General features: G+C 71.3%; 20 protein-coding genes and 1 riboswitch. Of the genes, 19 read left to right on the top strand and 1 reads right to left on the bottom strand.

Features of this window, described 5'->3' with window-relative positions; translation table 11 throughout:
* Window positions 1–25: 25 nt before the first annotated feature.
* The 6 genes from ACAX67_RS21115 (at window position 26) to ACAX67_RS21090 (ending at window position 7392) form a co-directional block, all read left to right on the top strand.
* Window positions 26–757, top strand: coding sequence for a GAF and ANTAR domain-containing protein (locus tag ACAX67_RS21115; protein ID WP_370705880.1), 732 nt, complete (start codon window positions 26–28; stop codon window positions 755–757).
* Window positions 758–842: 85 nt separating this feature from the next.
* The gene (locus ACAX67_RS21110) at window positions 843–1061 is read left to right on the top strand and encodes a hypothetical protein (RefSeq protein ID WP_370705879.1); all 219 of its coding nucleotides are present in this window, start codon (window positions 843–845) and stop codon (window positions 1059–1061) included.
* Between the two features lie 7 nt (window positions 1062–1068).
* On the top strand, window positions 1069–2037 hold the full coding sequence (locus ACAX67_RS21105) for a hypothetical protein (RefSeq protein WP_370705878.1): 969 nt from the start codon (window positions 1069–1071) through the stop codon (window positions 2035–2037).
* Between the two features lie 123 nt (window positions 2038–2160).
* Window positions 2161–3963 carry an aldehyde dehydrogenase family protein gene (locus ACAX67_RS21100; RefSeq protein ID WP_370705877.1) on the top strand — a complete coding sequence of 601 codons (1803 nt, stop codon included), beginning with the start codon at window positions 2161–2163 and terminating at the stop codon, window positions 3961–3963.
* Entirely contained in the window at window positions 3944–5752 is a 1809-nt protein-coding gene (locus ACAX67_RS21095; RefSeq protein ID WP_370705876.1) for a patatin-like phospholipase family protein, read from the top strand. The genes ACAX67_RS21100 and ACAX67_RS21095 overlap by 20 nt, the downstream gene beginning before the upstream one ends.
* Window positions 5734–7392, top strand: coding sequence for an FAD-dependent oxidoreductase (locus tag ACAX67_RS21090; RefSeq protein ID WP_370705875.1), 1659 nt, complete (start codon window positions 5734–5736; stop codon window positions 7390–7392). Before ACAX67_RS21095 ends, ACAX67_RS21090 begins: the two co-directional genes overlap by 19 nt.
* Here ACAX67_RS21090 and ACAX67_RS21085 read toward each other — a convergent pair.
* Window positions 7376–8272: an FHA domain-containing protein gene (locus ACAX67_RS21085; protein ID WP_370705874.1), complete on the bottom strand. Its 897-nt coding sequence runs from the start codon at window positions 8270–8272 to the stop codon at window positions 7376–7378. The two genes, ACAX67_RS21090 and ACAX67_RS21085, sit on opposite strands and share 17 nt — an antisense overlap.
* A 66-nt stretch (window positions 8273–8338) precedes the next feature.
* Here ACAX67_RS21085 and ACAX67_RS21080 point away from each other — a divergent pair, with 66 nt between their 5' ends.
* The 13 genes from ACAX67_RS21080 (at window position 8339) to ACAX67_RS21020 (ending at window position 17931) form a co-directional block, all read left to right on the top strand.
* Window positions 8339–9133: a CoA transferase subunit A gene (locus ACAX67_RS21080; RefSeq protein ID WP_370705873.1), complete on the top strand. Its 795-nt coding sequence runs from the start codon at window positions 8339–8341 to the stop codon at window positions 9131–9133.
* Window positions 9130–9780 (top strand): CoA transferase subunit B, encoded by a 651-nt coding sequence (locus ACAX67_RS21075; RefSeq protein WP_370705872.1) that lies wholly within the window; start codon window positions 9130–9132, stop codon window positions 9778–9780. The genes ACAX67_RS21080 and ACAX67_RS21075 overlap by 4 nt, the downstream gene beginning before the upstream one ends.
* A gap of 78 nt (window positions 9781–9858) precedes the next feature.
* Window positions 9859–11214, top strand: a complete 1356-nt coding sequence (locus ACAX67_RS21070) for a hemolysin family protein (protein ID WP_370705871.1) — start codon at window positions 9859–9861, stop codon at window positions 11212–11214.
* Entirely contained in the window at window positions 11207–12268 is a 1062-nt protein-coding gene (locus tag ACAX67_RS21065) for a hemolysin family protein (protein ID WP_370705870.1), read from the top strand. Before ACAX67_RS21070 ends, ACAX67_RS21065 begins: the two co-directional genes overlap by 8 nt.
* Window positions 12269–12289: 21 nt before the next feature.
* Window positions 12290–12904: a cardiolipin synthase ClsA gene (gene clsA, locus ACAX67_RS21060; RefSeq protein ID WP_370705869.1), complete on the top strand. Its 615-nt coding sequence runs from the start codon at window positions 12290–12292 to the stop codon at window positions 12902–12904.
* Complete coding sequence (locus ACAX67_RS21055) at window positions 12904–13803, top strand: DUF881 domain-containing protein (protein WP_370705868.1); 900 nt, start codon at window positions 12904–12906, stop codon at window positions 13801–13803. Before clsA ends, ACAX67_RS21055 begins: the two co-directional genes overlap by 1 nt.
* A 3-nt stretch (window positions 13804–13806) precedes the next feature.
* Window positions 13807–14139 (top strand): small basic family protein, encoded by a 333-nt coding sequence (locus ACAX67_RS21050; protein ID WP_370705867.1) that lies wholly within the window; start codon window positions 13807–13809, stop codon window positions 14137–14139.
* Complete coding sequence (locus ACAX67_RS21045; RefSeq protein WP_370705866.1) at window positions 14132–14920, top strand: DUF881 domain-containing protein; 789 nt, start codon at window positions 14132–14134, stop codon at window positions 14918–14920. Before ACAX67_RS21050 ends, ACAX67_RS21045 begins: the two co-directional genes overlap by 8 nt.
* 27 nt (window positions 14921–14947) lie before the next feature.
* On the top strand, window positions 14948–15334 hold the full coding sequence (gene gcvH, locus ACAX67_RS21040; protein ID WP_370705865.1) for a glycine cleavage system protein GcvH: 387 nt from the start codon (window positions 14948–14950) through the stop codon (window positions 15332–15334).
* Between the two features lie 92 nt (window positions 15335–15426).
* Window positions 15427–15936: a zinc-ribbon and FHA domain-containing protein gene (locus ACAX67_RS21035; protein WP_370705864.1), complete on the top strand. Its 510-nt coding sequence runs from the start codon at window positions 15427–15429 to the stop codon at window positions 15934–15936.
* 5 nt (window positions 15937–15941) lie between these two features.
* A complete protein-coding gene (gene ftsR / locus ACAX67_RS21030; RefSeq protein WP_370705863.1) occupies window positions 15942–16673 on the top strand; it encodes a transcriptional regulator FtsR in 732 nt (243 codons plus the stop codon).
* Between the two features lie 43 nt (window positions 16674–16716).
* Entirely contained in the window at window positions 16717–17184 is a 468-nt protein-coding gene (locus ACAX67_RS21025; protein ID WP_370705862.1) for a bifunctional nuclease family protein, read from the top strand.
* Window positions 17185–17325: 141 nt separating this feature from the next.
* The gene (locus tag ACAX67_RS21020; RefSeq protein ID WP_370705861.1) at window positions 17326–17931 is read left to right on the top strand and encodes a MerR family transcriptional regulator; all 606 of its coding nucleotides are present in this window, start codon (window positions 17326–17328) and stop codon (window positions 17929–17931) included.
* 42 nt (window positions 17932–17973) lie between these two features.
* Window positions 17974–18065: riboswitch (glycine riboswitch) on the top strand.
* The last annotated feature ends 37 nt before the right edge of the window (window positions 18066–18102 follow it).

Here is an 18102-nt window from a genome sequence, read left to right as displayed (position 1 = left end):
GCTGATCTCACGCACGGGAGACGCCATGGAGACCGACCTCGCGACGCTCATGGCGCGGCTGGCGACCGAGCTGCACGACGAGCCGGACGCGCAGGCCACCGTCGAGGCGATCGTGGCCCTGGCCGTCGAGGTGCTGCACGACGCGACGAGTGCGAGCATCACGATCCGGACCCGGGGCCACCACCACGCGACGTTGGCCGCGTCCTCCGACATCGCGCAGAAGGCGGACGGACTGCAGTACGAGCTCGACGAGGGTCCGTGCGTCGCCAGCGCCGACTCCGCGGACTGGATGCGGAGCCCGCACGTGGCGGACGACCCCCGGTGGGCCTCGTGGGGACCTGCGGCGGCATCGCTGGGGGTCGGGTCCCTGCTGAGCGTCCCCCTCCTCGCACATGGTGAGCGGATCGGCGCCCTGAACCTCTACGCCGAGGAGGCCGGGTGCTTCCTCGACGACGACGACGTCGACCTCGCCCTGCTCTTCACGGTCCATGCGGCCCACGCGCTCGCGGCCGCCCGCCAGGTCGAGGGCCTGTCCGTGGCCGTGTCCTCCCGCCACCTGATCGGCATCGCCCAGGGCATCCTCGTCGAGCGCTTCGACCTCACCATCGACCAGGCCTTCGCGGTGCTGCGCAGGATCTCATCGACCACGAACGCCAAGCTCGCCGAGGTCGCGCGGCAGATCGCGACGACCCGGCACGTGCCCACCGTGGGTGAGGACCACGAGGTCGACGACGAGGACCGCGGCGGCGACGACTAGTCCGAAAGGATGGTCCTGCCCGACGGTCGGCCCGAACTGGCGGCACAGCCTGTCGCGGGAGCCACACCGGGTGCAGCATGGGGGAGTGGCGAACCAGATCGTGGCCGTGTGGGGCGTGCTGCTGCCCGAGAGCACCCTGGACCAGCAGTGGTTCCGCGTGCTCGCAGCGTTCGTCGCGGTCAACATGCTCGTGTTCGTGACGATCTCGATCGCCCGGTCGATCACGCCGCCGACGCCGAGCCGCCGGGCCCGCCGGCACATCCGCGGTGAGACCCGCAGCATCCACCCCGACGGACCCCGGTGAGCCGGTCGTGAACCGGGCCGTCGCGCTGCTGCTCGCTGCGGGCCTCGCGGCGTGCACGGCCGCTGGTCGCGACACCTCGTCGTCGGCCGCCGCGCCCCCGCGCGCACCGGTCAGCGGCTGCCAGGTGTTCCCTGCCGACAACTGGTGGCATGCCGACGTCTCCGATCTTCCGCAGCACCTGCTGAGCGACCGGTGGCTGCGCCACATGTCCAGCGGTGTCGACCTGCACCCCGACTTCGGGCCGTCGTACGGCGACGGGCCGGCCTACGGGATCCCGGTGACCGTGGTGGGCGGCGACCACCGAAGGGTGCGGGTGCGCTTCGACTACGCCGACGAGAGCGACCACGTCCGCTACCCTCTCGGCCGCGACACCCGGATCGAGGGCGGCCGGCACAGCGACGGAGACCGGCACGCGATCGTCGTCGACAAGGACCGCTGTCGGCTCTACGAGACCTGGGCGACCCGGTCGCGGCCCGGCCACTGGCGCGCGGGGTCGGGCGCGACGTGGGACCTGGGCAGCAACGCCCTCCGTCCCGACGGCTGGACCTCGGCCGATGCGGCCGGCCTCCCCGTCCTTCCCGGGCTGCTGCGGTGGAAGGAGGTCCACGACGACACGATCGACCACGCGATCCGCTTCACGACCGACGAGACGAGCCGGTGGCACCTGTGGCCGGCCCGGCACGACGCGGGCAGCCACGGCAGTCACGACTACCCGCCGATGGGTGCCCGCTTCCGCCTGGCGCCGGACTTCGACACGAGCGGCTTCGGCACCTACGCCAAGAGGGTCGTGGCCGCGATGCAGACCTACGGCCTGGTGCTCGCCGACAACGGCAGCCCCTGGTTCTTCCAGGGCGAGCAGAACAGCCGGTGGCCCGGTCGGCTGATCGAGGACCTCAAGCAGATCCCGGCCGACCGGTTCGAGGCGGTGGACACCTCGTCGCTGCAAGGTGACCCCGACAGCGGCCAGGTGCACTGAGCCGCGATCGAGTCGGCCCGATATCGCCCGAACGGCGGTGGTGAGGGACAGACTGGAGCCCTAGCATGACGAGGGCCGTCCGGGCGGCCGCTCGGATCCCTCACGCCCCAGGAGGCGGTAGCGATGGGCCTTCCCGGATTCTTCGACGCCCTCTCCGAGGAGCACCGGGAGACGGTCGCGAAGCTGCTGACCGAGGTCGAGTTCGCGCCGGGCACCACGATCTTCACCGAGGGCGACGAGGGCGACGCGGCGTACTTCATCGACGAGGGCGAGGTGCGCATCGAGCTCGAGCTGCCCGAGGTCGACACCGAGTCGGTGCTCCGCTACGAGGGCCCTGGGGCGACCTTGGGCGAGGTCGCGCTGCTCGACCGGTTGCCACGCTCGGCGACCGCGGTGGCCGACACCCACGTGCGCGCCCGGACGATCACCACGGCGAGCATCGACGAGCTCAGCAGCCGGGAGCCGGCGGCCGCGCTCGCGCTCACCCTCGAGCTCGCGCGCGATGCGACGGCCAAGCTCCGCGCGCTCACCGACCAGGTCTCCGACCTGATGTTCGCCGTTGCGCCGGACCCCGTCGTCGACGAGCTGGTGTCGCGGTCGGTGGCCGCCCAGGCGGAGTTCGCGGACTGGCCGGAGGACCGCGTCGACGCGCTGCTCGGCAAGCTCACGGCGGTCTTCCTGGAGCACGCCGCGCCCCTGGCCGCGGCGACCGTGGAGGAGACCCACATCGGCAACGTCGACGACAAGACGCTGAAGAACATGGTCGCGGCGCAAGGCGTCTACGACTCGCTGGTCGGACAGGTCGGCGCCGGGACGATCAGCACCGACGACCGCACCCAGGTCACCGAGATCGCCGCCGCGGCGGGCGTCGTGTTCGGGCTGGTGCCCGTGACGAACCCGGTCGCGACGGCGTACTTCAAGACGTTGGTCTGCCTGAAGTCGCGCAACTCCGTCATCCTCAGCTTCCACCACGCCGTGCTGGGCGTCGGCAACCGGGTCGGCGAGCTCATCCAGGGTGTCCTCGAGGCCGAGGGCGCTCCGCGGGACCTGGTGCTGTGGGTGCAGAAGCGGGGGAGCCGCAAGCTCACGCAGCAGTTCATGAGCCACCCCGGCGTCTCGTTGATCCTCGCGACCGGTGGGGCGGCGATGGTGCAGGCCGCCTACAGCTCCGGTACGCCGGCGCTCGGCGTCGGCCCGGGCAACGCGCCCACGTGGATCGCCCCGGACGCCGACCTGAGCGGGGCGGCCGCCGCGGTGGTGATGTCGAAGTCCTTCGACAACGGCGTGATCTGCGGGGCCGAGCACAACCTGGTGGTCGACAGGGGTGTCCGCGAGGAGTTCGTCGCGCGACTGGAGGAGAACGGCGCGGCAGTGCTCTCCCCGGACGAGGCAGAGCGGTTCCTGGCCGCGGCGATCGACCCGGCGACCAACCGGTTCCAGGGCGTCACGGTCGGGCAGTCGGCCGCGACGATCGCGGGGTTCACCGGCATCGAGCGACCCTACGAGATCAAGGTGATCGTGGTGCCGGCGACCTGGGACGGCGAGGACAGCGCCCTGGCGGCCGAGAAGATGACGCCGGTGCTCTCGCTCTTCGACGTGGACGGGGACGACGAGGCCATCGCGCTCTCGTTGCGCCTGCTCGGGTTCATGGGCACCGGGCACACCTCGATCGTGCACTCCCAGGACCCGGAGCGGGTGGCCCGGTTCGGGGCGTTGATGCCGACGAGCAGGATCCTTGCGAACTCACCCGGCGCCCACGGCGTCTTCGGCGTCACGACCGGGCTCACGCCCTCGCTGACGCTCGGCTGCGGCACGTTCGGCGGCAACTCCACGACCGACAACGTGACCTTCAAGAACCTCCGCAACATCAAGCGACTCGCACGACTGGTCCAGCCCGGGGCAGGCGATGCGGACCATCCGGGCTGAGCCGCGCCACGCGGCCGGGGCGCTCGCCGGCTGCGCGGTGTTCCGGGGCATGTCCGAGGCGCGCCTGGAGGAGCTGGCGCGCTCGATGGAGTGGACCGTGCTCGACCGCGGCGAGGTGCTGATGCGCGCGGGCGATCCCGGCGACGACCTCTACGTCGTCGCCGGTGGCCGCCTCAACGTCGCGGTCCTCGGCGCCGACGGCACCGAGACCATCGTGCGCGAGATCGGTCGCGGATCGACGGTGGGCGAGGTCGCGCTCCTCACCGGATCGAGGCGTACGGCGACCGTGCGCGCCGTTCGCGACACGCTGGTGGGGCGGCTGTCGCGTGCCCGTTTCGAGAGGCTGATGGAGGAGGACCCGCGCAGCGCGCTCCAGCTCACCCGCGTCGTCGCGGGCTGGCTGCTCCCGGGCAGCCCCCCGCGGCGTACCAGTGCACCCGCGACGGTCGCGCTCGTCCCGGTCGCCGGCACCGACGCGCACGAGGTCGCCACCCGCCTCGGCGCCGCCACCCCGCTCCGAGCGCTCGACGCGGCGACCGTCGACGCGACGGTCGGGGCCGGCGCCGCCCGGTCGCCGGCGGGGTCGGCCGAGGAGCGCGGGCTCGCCGACTACCTCGACAACGCCGAGGTCGAGCACCCGCTGGTGCTCCTCGTCGCCGACCCCGAGCCGGACTCGCCGTGGACCGAGCGGGCCCTCCGTCGCGCCGACCGGGTCGTCGTCGCCGCGCCGGCGGGAGTCCGTCCCGACCGGGAGGCCCGACGGCTGCTCGCCCGGATCACCGCGGTCGCCCCCGGCGTGCCCCGGGAGCTGCTCCTCGTGCGCCCGTCGGGCCGTCCCACGCCGGGCATCGCCCAGCTGTGGCGTGAGAGCGGAGGCTTCGCCCGGCAGTCCCACGTGGTCGCCGGCTCCGACGCCGACTGGCGCCGCCTCGGCCGTCACCTCACCGGCACGGCGACCGGTCTCGTGCTCGGCGGGGGTGGAGCGCGGGGCTTCGCCCACATCGGCGTGCTGCGCGCCCTGACCGATTCGGGGATCGAGATCGACCGGATCGGCGGCAGCAGCATGGGCGCGCTGGTCGGAGGCCTCTGGTCGACCGGGCTCGACGCCGACGGCATCGTCGAGGGCAACCGCCGGATCTGGCACGAGATCCGTCCGCTGAAGGGCTTCACCTTCCCCTTCGTCGCGCTGCACGGATCGCACCGCAGCCGGACGGCGATGGCCGGTGCCTTCGGCGACCGCCGGATCGAGGACCAGGCCCGTGAGTTCTTCTGCACCTCGACCAACCTCACCCGCAACCGCAGCCAGATCCACACCAGCGGCCCGCTCGCGCGCTACGTGCTCGCGAGCATGTCGATCCCCGGCATCGTCGCCCCCGTGATCGACCACGGCGAGCTGCTCGTCGACGGCGGGGTCCTCGACAACCTGCCGGTCGACCCGATGAGCAGCACCGGCGCCGGCACGATCTACGCCAGCGACGTCTCCCCGCCGCGCAGCTTCTCCGTCGGCATGCAGTGGGAGCACCCGCCCGGGCTCGTCGACGTGATCCGCCACCGGGTGCGCCGGTCCGCCGGCACCGCCTTCCCGAGCATCGTGCGGATCCTCGAGCGCACGGCGACCCTGGCGAGCGACCGCGCCGCCTCCGCCCAACGGCTCCGCGGCGACGTGCGGTTCATCGCACCGCCGGTCGCGGACTACGACACGCTGGACATGCGACACCTGGACCAGATCGTCGAGGTCGGCTACCGCTCGACCATGGAGACGATCGCCCGATGGAACGAGGAGAGCTGATGGCGGCGTTGCGCGTGGTGTGCCTGGGCGGCGGCTGGTCGGCGATCTACCTGTCGCGGTCGCTGAAGAAGGCGATCAACCGGGGCGACGTCGAGCTGACCATCGTCAGCCGCGACAACTTCCACACGTTCCACGGCTTCATCGCCGAGATGCTGACCGGCAAGGTGTCGCCCACCAACATCACCAGCCCGTCGCGGCGGCTCTTCCCGCCCGCGCGCTTCCACAACGCCGAGATCAAGTCGGTCGACGTCGAGAAGAAGACCGTCACCACCTCGCGGCTCCTCGACGGCAAGGAGCAGGTGCTCGACTACGACCACCTCGTGGTGGCGCTCGGCTCCATCGACGACCTCTCGCGCTACCCCGGCATCGCCCAGCACGCGCTGCAGCTGAAGACCTACTCCGACAACTTCAAGGTGCGCAGCCACCTGCTGGCCATGCTCGAGATGGCCGAGGTCGAGCCGGACCCCGTCGAGCGACAACGGCTGCTCACCTTCGTCGTCGTCGGCGCCGGGTTCGGCGGCGTCGAGGTCGCGACCGAGCTGATGGAGTACTTCCAGCGCCTCGCGAAGAAGGAGTACGCCGGCCTCGACCCGTCCGAGATCCGGGTCGTCATGGTGCACTCCGGCGCGCGGATCCTGCCGGAGCTGGGGGAGCGGCAGCCCAAGCTCATCGGCTACGCGGAGAAGACCATCGCCAAGGCCGGCATCGAGGTGCTCACCGGCACCCGGATCTCCGCGGCGACGCGCGACGAGGCCATCCTCAGCGACGGCACCGTCGTGCCGACCCGCTCGATCATCAGCTCGTCGGGCACCGCCCTGTCGCCGCTGCTCGACCTGATGCCCTACGAGCGCGACGAGCGCGGCCGGGTGATCACCGACGAGTTCGTGCGGGTGCCGGGGACCGACGACGTCTGGGCAGCCGGTGACTGCGCCGCCGTACCCCATCCGCAGGGCGGCACCTGTCCCGCCGTCGCGATCTACGCGATGTACGGCGGCCGGCAGATCGGCAGGAACATCGTGCGCCAGCTCGAGGGGAAGCCGCTGAAGAGGTTCACCTTCCCCGGGCTCGGCGACGCCTGCTCGCTGGGCCGGCACAAGGCCGTGTCCCACCTGAAGGGGTTCCGGTTCTACGGCACGCCCGCGTGGATCGTGTGGCGCGCGTTCTTCTGGTGGTACGTGCCGTCGCGCGAGCGCAAGGCCGACATCGCCTTCGACTGGCTGTGCGCCCCGTTCTTCGGCCGCGACATCGTGGGCGTCGGGGTCGCGACGCCCTACGGCCTGAGACGCGAGCACTACGAGACCGGGCAGGCGGTGGTCCGCCAGGGCGAGGTCGGCCAGGCGATCTACGTGATCACGAGCGGGACCGCCGACATCGTCCGCGAGACGCCCGAGGGCGAGGTGGTCGTCACCGCCCTCGGTCCCGGCGACCACTTCGGCGAGAAGGCGGTCTTCGAGAAGACGCGTCGTACGGCGACGGTGCGGGCCACCTCGCCGCTGGAGGTGCTGAGCCTCGGCGAGGCGGAGGCGCGGGCGCTGGCCGAGACGATCTCGGTCTTCGGCGCGGCCGTGCGCGAGCTGCCGAACGAGCCCGAGCACAACCCGGCGCCGCTGCCCGGTGCTCCGGTCACGCCGGCTGGGTGAAGGTGAAGCGGGTCGAGCCGACGACGAGCTCGTCGCCGTCGACCAGGAGCCGCGCCGTCGTGACCTGCTCGCCGTTGACGGTGGTGCCGTGCGTGGACTGCAGGTCGGTCAGCACGAAGCCGGCCGGGGTGCCGGTGATCGCGCAGTGGTACCTGCTGACGAGGGTGTCGGTGAGCACCAGGTCGTTGTCGGGCATCCGGCCGATCCGCAGGCCGTGCTCGTTGACCACGAGCATCCGACCGTCGTCCATCATCAGCTCGGCCGTGGCCACCGCGGCCGGCCGGTAGAGCGTGCGGGCGATGACGGCGGCCGCCGCGCCCGACGTGCCGAGCGACTTGATCCGCGGGAACGACGACAGCATCCCCTCGGCGTGGATCTGGAAGAGCCGCTCCTCCTCCGCCAGGTCCTTCAGCGGGTGCCGCCCGAGGTCGGTGAACTCGATCCCGTCGGGCTTCGTCGCGAAGGCGGCGATCACCGCCTGCGACGCCACGACCTGCCCCCCGTTGGCCGTGCCCATGATGCGCGCGGCGCGGTGCACGTCGTAGCCGACGTAGCTGCCGTCGTACGACGACACCAGACCCACGTGGAGGCCCATCCGGCTGCGGATCGGGCGGCCTCCCGGCCAGGTCGCGGCGGTCAGCTCGCGCTGCGCCTGGATCGCCGCGTCGACCGCGTCGGGCACCGCGCCGAAGACGACGAAGAAGCCGTCACCCGCCGTGTCGACCTCGTGCCCCTGGTGCGCGGACCACGCCCGCCGGCACGTCTCGCGGTGCAGCCGGATGACGTCCTTCCACCGGTCACCGAGCCGTTGCGCGTGCAGCGTCGACTCCTCGATGTCGGAGAACAGCATCGCCAGGCGCTGCTGTGACAGCTCGCTCACCCGGCCACTCTAGAGTTCTCGTGAGACGGGTCACGCGAACTTCGCTCAGGGAGGGCATGAGGACAGATGGACAAGGTGGTGGCGAGCGCTGCAGAGGCGGTCGCGGACATTCCGGACGGGGCGACCGTGTCGGTGGGGGGCTTCGGGTTGTGCGGCATCCCGTCGGTCCTGATCGACGCTCTCCTCGAGCAGGGCGCGACCGACCTGGAGGCGGTCTCCAACAACTGCGGTGTGGACGAGTGGGGGCTCGGGCGGCTGCTGTTCGCCCGCCGGCTCCGCCGGATGGTGTCGTCCTACGTGGGGGAGAACAAGGAGTTCGCGCGTCAGTACCTCTCCGGTGAGCTCGAGGTGGAGCTGACGCCGCAGGGGACCCTGGCCGAGCGGATGCGTGCCGGAGGATCCGGCATCCCGGCCTTCTACACCGCGACCGGCGTCGGCACCCAGGTCGCCGACGGCGGCCTGCCCTGGCGCTACGACGACGCGGGCGCGGTCGTGGTCGCCTCGCCTCCCAAGGAGGTGCGCTCCTTCGGCGGCCGCGACTTCGTGCTCGAGGAGGCGATCGTCGCCGACTTCGGGCTGGTGCGGGCCTGGAGGGGCGACCGGCACGGCAACCTCGTCTACCGCGACTCCGCGCGCAACTTCAATCCGCTCGCGGCGATGTGCGGTCGCATCACGATCGCGGAGGTCGAGGAGCTCGTCGAGCCGGGCGAGCTGGACCCCAACAACATCCACACGCCGGGCGTCTTCGTGCACCGCGTCGTGGCGCTCACCCCCGAGCAGGCCGAGGACAAGAGGATCGAGAAGAGGACCGTTCGGGACGCCTCGTCCCTCGGCTCCTCAGGACAGGCGGTGACCGCATGAGCTGGACCCGCGAGCAGATGGCCGCACGTGCGGCAGCCGAGCTGAGCGACGGTTCCTACGTCAACCTCGGGATCGGGCTTCCGACGCTCGTGCCCAACTACGTCCCAGAGGGGGTCGAGCTGATCCTCCAGTCGGAGAACGGCATCCTCGGCGTCGGCCCCTACCCGACCGAGGACAAGGTCCACCCCGACCTGATCAACGCCGGCAAGGAGACCGTCACGGTCAACCGCGGCGCCTCGTTCTTCGACTCGGCGACGTCGTTCGGGATGATCCGCGGCGGCAAGATCGACGCGGCCATCCTCGGCGCGATGCAGGTCTCGGTGAAGGGCGACATCGCGAACTGGATGATCCCCGGGAAGATGGTCAAGGGCATGGGCGGCGCGATGGACCTGGTCCACGGCGCCAAGCGGGTGATCGTGCTGATGGAGCACACCGCCCGCGACGGCGGCTACAAGATCGTCGAGGAGTGCTCCCTGCCCTACACCGGGCTGGGCGTGGTCGAGCGGATCATCACCGACCTCTGCGTGATCGACATCGAGGCCGACGGTCTGCACCTGGTCGAGCTCGCGCCCGGTGTGACGGTCGACCAGGTCCGCGCGGCGACCGAGCCGCCGGTGATCTCCGACCTGCACGCGTCGGCGGGCTGACCGTGGTCGCTACGATTCATCGACCATGACAGCACAGCCAGCTGGTCGACATCCGGGCGCGCCCCCGATGACTCCGCGATGACAACAGCCCTGCTCCTGCTCCTGCTCGCGGTGCTCCTCGTGCTGCTGTGCGGCATGTTCGTCGCGGCGGAGTTCGCGTTCGTCACGGTCGACCGCAGCCAGGTCGAGAAGGCCGCCGCCGGGGGTGACGCGACGGCGGTCGGCGTGCAGCACGCCCTCCGGTCGCTGTCGACGCAGCTCTCGGGCGCGCAGGTCGGCATCACCGCGACCAACCTCGGCATCGGCTTCCTCGCCGAGCCCGCGGTCTCCGAGCTGCTCCGCGGCCCGTTGGAGGCCGTCGGGCTCGCCGAGGGCGCGGTCGACCCCGTGGCGCTCACCGCGGCGCTGGTGCTCAGCACCGTGCTCACGATGCTCGTCGGCGAGCTGGTGCCCAAGAACGTCGCCCTCGCGCTGCCGATGGCGACCGCGCGGGCCACGCAGGGGCCGATGCGCGCGTTCACGGGGGCAATCAGGCTGCCGATCCGGGTGCTCAACGGCGCCGCCAACGCCATCGTGCGGTGGTTCGGCATCGAGCCCCAGGAGGAGCTGCGCTCGGCGCGCAGCTCGACCGAGCTGGCCTCGCTCATCCAGCGCAGCGCCGACGTCGGCACCCTCGACGCCGACACCGCCGAGCTGATGGAGAAGTCCGTGGAGTTCGGCACCCGGACCGCGGCCGAGATCATGACGCCTCGCGTGCGCACCCGGTCGCTGGAGGAGAACGACCGGGCGAGCGCGGTCATCGACCTCGCCCGCGAGACCGGCCACTCGCGCTTCCCGGTGCTCGACGAGCAGGACATGGTCGTCGGCACGGTCCACGTCAAGAACGCGGTCGCGCTGCCCGTCCTCGAACGGTCGACGACCAAGGTCAAGCACCTGATGGCCAAGCCGATCGTCGTGCCCGACAGCCTGCGCCTCGACCCGCTGATGGCGCTGTTGCGCAAGGACGGCTTCCAGATGGCCGTCGTCCTCGACGAGTACGGCGGCCACGCCGGCATCGTGACCCTGGAGGACGTGGTCGAGGAGATCGTCGGCGACATCTCCGACGAGCACGACCGGCTGGGAAGCCGCGGACGCCTGCGCCGCGACGGCACCTGGTCGCTCTCCGGGCTCCTGCGGCCCGACGAGGTCGAGGACCTCACCGAGCTCGAGCTGCCCGAGGGCGAGGACTACGACACGATCGCCGGCCTGGTCCTCAAGCACCTCGGCCGGATCCCCAGCACGGGGGACCAGGTCGTCGTACCCCTGGTGGACCAGCACGACGAGGACGAGCCGGTCGAGCGCCAGGTGGTGCTGACGGTCGAGCACATGGACGGCCTGCGGATCGACCGCCTGTCGATGCGCCTGGTCGAGCGGGAGGGGAGCGCCGATGAGTGACGTCACCGCCCTGCTCGTCACCGTGCTGCTGCTCGCGGGCAACGCGTTCTTCGTCGCGACCGAGTTCGCCCTGGTCTCCGCGCGGCGCAGCCAGATCGAGCCGCGCGCGCAGGCGGGCTCGAGGCTGGCGCGCACGACCCTGCACGCGCTGGGCCGGATGCCGCACATGATCGCGGGCATCCAGCTCGGCGTGACCGTCTGCTCGCTCCTCCTCGGCGCGATCGCGGAGCCCGCGATCTCGCACATGATCGAGCCGGCGTTCGAGGCGGCCCACCTGCCCCACGAGCTCCTCCATCCCGTCGGGTTCGCGGTCGCCCTCGGGCTCGTGGCGTTTCTCCACGTGGTGCTGGGCGAGATGGTGCCGAAGAACATCACCCTCGCCGGCCCGGACCGCGCGGCGCTGCTGCTCGCGCCGCCGATGCTCGGCCTGGTGACCGTGCTCCGGCCGGTGATCGTGCTGCTCGACGCGATGGCGAAGGCCATCCTGCGCGTGCTCCGGATCGAGCCGAAGGACGAGCTCAGCTCGACCTTCACCCGTGAGGAGGTCGCCGCCCTCGTCGAGGAGTCGCGCGGTGAGGGGCTGCTGGCCAAGGACGAGTACGACCGGCTGGCCGGCGCCCTCGGCTTCACCGAGAAGACGGTGGCAGGCGTGATGATGCGTCCGGAGTCGCTCACGACCGTCGCGCGGGGCTCCACCGGTGCCGACGTGGAGGCGGTGTGCGCGGCCACCGGGTTCAGCCGGTTCCCGGTGGTGGACCACGGCCCGCAGGGCGCGACCGAGCTGATCGGCTACCTGCACATCAAGGACGTGCTCGAGCCGGACGAGGCCCGGCGCCAGCGGCCGGTCGCCGACCGGTGGGTGCGGCCCTTCGCGACGGTGGGGCAGGACGCCCTGCTCCACGACGTGCTGGAGAACCTGCAACGGCGCGGCGCGCACATGGCGCGCGTCGTCGACGAGGACGGCACGACGCTCGGTGTGGCGGCGCTCGAGGACGTCATCGAGGAGCTCGTCGGCGAGATCCGCGACGCGGCCCACTCCGACGAATCGGGCTGAGGCCGAACTAGGGTGTCCTCCGTGGCTCCGACGACGCGTGACGAGGGAACCTCGGGAGCCGTCCTCACCCTTCCCAACCTGTTGAGCTTCCTGCGGCTCCTGGGTGTGCCGCTCTTCCTGTGGCTGGTGCTCGGACCGGAGGAGGACGCCTGGGCCCTGCTGGTGCTGGCGCTGTCGGGCATCACCGACTTCCTCGACGGCTGGCTGGCCCGCAAGCTCGACCAGACCTCGACGCTCGGCCAGGTGCTCGACCCGGTCGCCGACCGGCTCTACATCCTGGCGGTGGTCGTCGGCCTCGGGCTGCGCGACATCGTGCCGTGGTGGCTCGCGCTGTCGCTGCCGCTGCGCGACCTGCTCCTGTGGGGACTGGTGCCGCTGCTGCGGACCCGCGGCTACAGCGCGCTCCCGGTGCACTTCGTCGGCAAGGCCGCGACCTTCAACCTGCTCTACGCCTTCCCGCTCCTCCTCCTCGGCGACGGCGACGGCACGGTCGCCGAGCTCGCCCAGCCCTTCGGCTGGGCGCTGGCGCTGTGGGGGATCGGTCTCTACTGGTGGGCCGGCATCCTCTACGCGTGGCAGGTCCGCAAGCTGCTCGCCACCACCGAGCGCCGGCACGCCCGCTCGTCGGGAGCGTGATGACCGACTCCCGCGCCGACACGAAGGACGACACGCGAGCCGACGCGACCGCTCGCACGCGCACGCCGCTGCTGACCCTCCTCACGGAGGAGGCGCTGGAGCGCGACTACCAGATGGTGGCCCGCCGGCGAGCGCAGCGGGGCCTTCCTCCCCGCACGGGACACGGCTGGCGCAGGGGCGGCCTCGGCGTGATCGCGGTCGTGCTGGTCTTCGGGTTCCTCGTCACGATCGCGGCCGTCCAGACCTCCCGCAACGCCGACGTCACCAACGCGAGCCGGGCCTCGCTCATCGACCGGATCGACACCCGCCGCGCGTCGGTACGCCAGCTGCAGCAGCAGATCTCCGACCTGCGCGCCGCCAACGCCGCGGCCGAGGCCGACGAGCTCGACCTCAACGGCGTGGTCAACGACGTCGAGGGCAACGCGACCGACCTCGGCGCGATGGCGGGTTACACCCCGGTGGTGGGGGAGGGCATCCGGATCCAGCTCGACAACGCGGTCAACTCCGACCCCGACACCGAGCACATCCGCGACTCCGACCTCGCCCTCCTGGCCAACGCGTTGTGGGAGGCCGGCGCGGAGGCGATCGCGATCAACGGGCAGCGGATCGCGTCGCGCACCGCCATCCGCAACTCCGGCACGGCGATCGAGGTGAACAGCATCGGCATCGCCCCGCCGTACGTCGTCCAGGTGATCGGCAACGAGAACACGCTGTCGTCGCGGCTGGTCGACACGGGCAGCGGTCAGCAGTTCGCCCTGCTGGCCGCCGACTACGGCTGGTCCTACGACGTGGACAATGTGGACGACCTGCGACTACCGGCTGCGCCGGCGCGGATGCGCCAGCTACGGTCGGCCCAGCAGGCGCCCAAGGACGATCGACCGCCGGAAGGAGACGGGTAGCACGTGATCGCAGTTCTCGGCCTGCTGGTCGGTGTCGTGCTCGGGTTCGTGTTCCAGCCCGACGTGCCGCTCGGCCTCGAGCCCTACCTCCCGATCGCGGTCGTCGCGGCGCTCGATGCGGTGTTCGGCGCGCTCCGGGCCTACCTCGACGGGATCTTCGACGACAAGGTCTTCGTGGTCTCGTTCATCAGCAACGTGGTGATCGCCTCGGGCATCGTCTACCTCGGCGACCGGCTCGGTGTCGGCGGCCAGCTCTCGACCGGCGTCATCGTCGTGCTCGGCATCCGGATCTTCACCAACGTCGCGGCCATCCGGAGGCACGTCTTCCATGCCTGACCCCGCTCCGCCGGAGGAGGACGGCCCGGCGACGGACGGCCCGGCGACGGACGGCCCGGCTGCGGACGGCCCGCGGCAGCGTCTGGCGGCGGGCCTCGCCCGGCCCTCGCGCAGCCAGCTGGTCGTCGGGCTGCTCCTGGCGGTGCTCGGCTTCGCGGCGGTCACCCAGGTCCGCGCCAACGACTCCGACGACAACTACTCGGGCCAGCGCGAGCAGGAGCTGATCGACATCCTCTCGGCGCTCGCCGGCACCCGGCAGCGCGCCGAGGACCAGATCGCGGAGCTGGAGAAGGTGCGCGACCAGCTGCAGGACGACACCAGCAAGCGGCGCACCGCTCTGGAGCAGGCGCAGAAGGAGGTCGAGGACCTCAACATCCTCGCCGGCCTGGTGCCGGTGACCGGGCCCGGCATCCGGATCACGATCCAGGAGGAGACCGGGCACGTCACCCTGTCCTCGCTGCTCGACACGATCGAGGAGCTGCGCACCGCGCAGGCCGAGGCGATGCAGCTCAACGGCACGACCCGCATCGTCGCGCAGACGTCGTTCGAGGAGACCTCGGGCGGCTTCCTGGTCGACGGAAAGCTGGTCCAGGCGCCGTACGTCCTCGACGTCATCGGCGACCCCTCGCTGCTCGCGTCGTCCCTGGAGTTCCTGCTCGGCCCCCGCAAGCAGCTGGAGGAGGACGGCGCGACCCTCGACGTCGACCAGCTGTCCTCCATCGACATCGAGTCGGTGCGCGAGGTCGACCAACCGGACTTCGCCGACCCTGATGCCGGCTGACCGCCGGAGTGAGTAGCCTTGGCGCCCATGACCCCAGAGGACCTCAGGTACACCGTCGAGCACGAGTGGCTGCGCACTCCGGGCGAGCAGCCCGACTCGGTGCGGGTCGGCATCACCGACTACGCGCAGGACGCTCTCGGCGACATCGTCTACGTGTCGCTGCCCGACGTGGGCGCCTCGCTCACTGCCGGCACCCCGTGCGGTGAGCTCGAGTCGACGAAGTCGGTGAGCGACGTCTACGCCCCGGTCGGTGGCGAGGTGGTCGCCCGCAACGAGGCGCTCGACGCCACGCCCGAGCTGGTCAACAGCGACCCGTACGGCGACGGCTGGCTCTTCGAGATCGTGCCGACCGACGCCGGCGAGGTCGACCAGCTGCTCGACGCGGCGGGCTACGAGGGTCACATCGGCGGGTAGCCCCCCGACGCCCTGCCCGGTCGAGCTTGCTGGTGTAGGTTCGAACCATCGCCCTCAACCTCACCTTGAGGGAAGGATCGAGGAGAGACCTGATGCCTTTCTGCACCGCTTGCGGTCGCCAGAACCCGGACGATGCCCGGTTCTGCTCCCAGTGCGGCACGCGACTCGTCGCGCCCGAACCGACGATCGAGCCCGGCGACGCCACGGCCACGATCAGCTTCGGCGGCGCCGACAAGGTCGAGACCTCCGACCGGCAGCTGAGCGCCATCGACGCCGCGGCCGTCGATGCCCTGCCGCGGGGCTCCGCGCTGCTCGTCGTCCAGAAGGGTCCGGGTGCGGGCAGCCGGTTCCTGCTCGACCAAGAGGTGGTCAACGCCGGTCGCCACCCGGAGAGCGAGATCTTCCTCGACGACGTGACCGTCTCGCGCCGCCACGCGGTGTTTAACCGCGCGGGTGACGGTTACACGGTCAGCGACGTCGGCAGCCTCAACGGCACCTACGTCAACCGCGACCGCATCGAGACCATCGCACTCAAGGACAGCGACGAGGTCCAGATCGGCAAGTACCGGCTGGTGTTCTTCGCAGGGCACGAGGACGTCTGACGCTCGTGGGGATCTCGTCCGCCGAGCGCCACGACGCGCTCCTCAACATCGGTCAGGTCCTCGACCTGCTGCGCCCGGACTTCCCGGACATCACGATCCCCAAGATCCGGTTCTGGGAGGAGAAGGGGCTCATCAAGCCCCAACGCACCCCGGCCGGCTACCGCAAGTTCTCCGACGTCGACGTCGAACGGCTGCGCTACGTCCTGCGGATGAAGCGCGACCACTACCTCCCGCTCGACGTCATCCGCGAGCACCTCGACGCGATCGACCGGGGGCTCGAGCCGCCGCAGATCGACCCGGTCGTGCCCACGGTGCCGAGGGTCGCGCTCTCCGAGGACGGTCTGCCGGCCGCGGAGTCCTTCCGGCGCACCGACAAGTTCCGTCTCTCGCGCAAGGAGCTGGTGAAGATCGCGGAGATCGACGAGGCGCTGCTCGGCCAGCTCGAGGACTACGGACTGATCTCGTCGGGGCCCACGGGCCACTACGACACCGACGCCCTGGTGATCGCCCAGGCGGCGCGCGACCTGGCCGCGTTCGGCCTCGAGCCGCGGCACCTGCGCGCGTTCAAGACGGCCGCGGACCGCGAGGTCGGACTCGTCGAGCAGGTCGTCGCCCCGGTCCGCCGGAGCCGCGACGCGACCGCCTCGGCCCGCGCCGAGGAGGCGATCAGCGAGATCGCCGCGCTGTCCGTGCGGTTGCACGCCACCTTGGTCAAAGCCGGTCTGCGCCGGCTCTGACGGGCCCGCTCCGAGGCCTACGGTCCCGGAGTAGGGTGGTGCCATGCGCGAGGTCGACGTGATGGGTGTGCGGGTCGAGATGCCCTCCAACCAGCCGATCGTCCTGCTACGGGAGGTGTCTGGTGACCGCTACCTGCCGATCTGGATCGGCGCGGTGGAGGCCACGGCGATCGCCTTCGCCCAGCAGGGGGTCGTGCCGCCCCGGCCGCTCACGCACGACCTCATGAAGGACATCCTGTCGGCCACGGAGAACGAGCTGACCCAGGTGCGCATCACCGACGTCAAGGACGGCGTCTTCTACGCCACGCTCGTCTTCGGCTCCGGCGTCGAGGTGAGCGCACGACCGTCGGACTCGATCGCGCTCGCGCTGCGCACCGGCACCACGATCTTCTGTGCCGACGAGGTGCTCGACGAGGCCGGTCTCGCCGTCCCGGCCGAGCAGGAGGACGAGGTCGAACGCTTCCGTGAGTTCCTCGACCACGTCTCGCCGGAGGACTTCGAAGCCCACTGAACGGGGCTAACCCTCAACTTAAGGGTGAGAGTTGCGACACGCCGGGCCGCGGTCTTTGACCGACCCTCACACCGCGCCGTACCTTGATGTGTCGGCTCCTTCGCGGGGCCGACGCCAGACCCCCACCGAGCGGAGGACCGCGTGAACGAGCACCAGCCCGACGCAGGCAGCCAGGCTGCCGACGTCGCCGCCGGCGTCGCCGAGGAGCAGGGACTGCTCTTCACCGACGACGTGTCGCCGCTCCCGAGCGACCTCGGTTACCGCGGGCCGACCGCCTGCAACGCCGCCGGCATCACCTACCGCCAGCTCGACTACTGGGCCCGCACGGGCCTGATCGAGCCCAGCGTGCGGGGTGCCAAGGGCAGCGGCTCGCAGCGGCTCTACAGCTTCCGCGACATCTTGATCCTCAAGGTCATCAAGCGGCTGCTCGACGCGGGCATCTCGCTGCAGCAGATCCGCACGGCCGTCACCCACCTGCGCGAGCGCGGGACCGACGACCTGACGCAGGTCACGCTGATGAGCGACGGCGCCTCGGTCTACTACTGCACGAGCAACGACGAGGTCATCGACCTGCTCCAGGGCGGGCAGGGCGTCTTCGGCATCGCGATCGGCGGTGTCTGGCGCGAGATCGAGGGCACGCTGGCCCAGCTGCCGAGCGAGCACGCCGCCCAGGAGACGACCGAGTCGGGCGAGACGCTCGCCGGCGACGAGCTCGCCGCTCGCCGCGCCGCCCGCAACGCGGGCTGAGCCTCGAGCCGACCGCACCCGGGCTGATACTGTCGGCCCTGCTGATCCCGCGCGGGAGAGTCTGGGCCTGGCCCAGCGCCGAAGGGGCAAATCCTCCCCGGAACCTCTCAGGCACCCTGGACCGCGCGGCCGGGCAACTCTGGAACCTCATCGTCGCGGTGACAGAGGGGG

The sequence above is a fragment of the Nocardioides candidus genome, from assembly GCF_041321175.1.
Taxonomy (GTDB): domain Bacteria; phylum Actinomycetota; class Actinomycetes; order Propionibacteriales; family Nocardioidaceae; genus Nocardioides.
The sequence above is the reverse complement of the archived record's forward strand: the minus strand, read 5'-3'. Positions and strand labels throughout refer to the sequence as shown.